This is a genomic window from Salinisphaera sp. G21_0, from assembly GCF_017744115.1.
Classification (GTDB): Bacteria; Pseudomonadota; Gammaproteobacteria; order Pseudomonadales; family Endozoicomonadaceae; genus Endozoicomonas.
Genome location: NZ_JAGHQW010000266.1, coordinates 1 through 559 on the forward strand (window position 1 = coordinate 1; position 559 = coordinate 559).

The following is a 559-nucleotide window of genomic DNA, read 5'->3' on the forward strand; positions in this document are numbered from 1 at the left end:
AACAGCTTGGCCTACGATGGGAATTCACGCTATCCAAACGTATGATGCTGGAGATTCTCTGGCGACAGTCCGAAGATAACCGCGCAAAATACGCTGACAGAATGGACGAGCTATTCAGAACTGTGCCCGCAATCTCACAGTGGTACCGACTGCACCGGATACTCAGGCCACAGAAAATGCAGCAATTCATGGATGCCTGTCTTGACTACCAGGCTAAGCCTGAAACCGTTCCGGAATTAGCGACTCAACAACGGTTGTTGGAAGGAATGCTCCTGATAAACCATTATCTACCGGAACACGGAAATATCCCGGATCTCTGTTTTTCAAACCGGGTGTCAACTGATGATGCAAGAGGCGTGGTTGTTGATGGTGATCACGTCATGTTGGGCCGGGAACGCCTGTGGCACTTTATCACGGCCATACTGTTCGAGTTTAAACAAACAGAGTATCAATTCAGGAATCAAAAGCTTACTGTCATGCCACTCGATGGTGAACCGGTTGTACTCCCAAAACCAGAGTTTACCGTCACGGATACCGGTTTTGTTATAAATAACTGGAC

At 47.9% G+C, this 559-nt stretch carries 1 protein-coding gene; it reads left to right on the forward strand.

The features are described from left to right. Positions 1 to 559: hypothetical protein (locus tag J7439_RS25995; protein ID WP_209204954.1), on the forward strand; the 559-nt coding region annotated here is incomplete at both ends.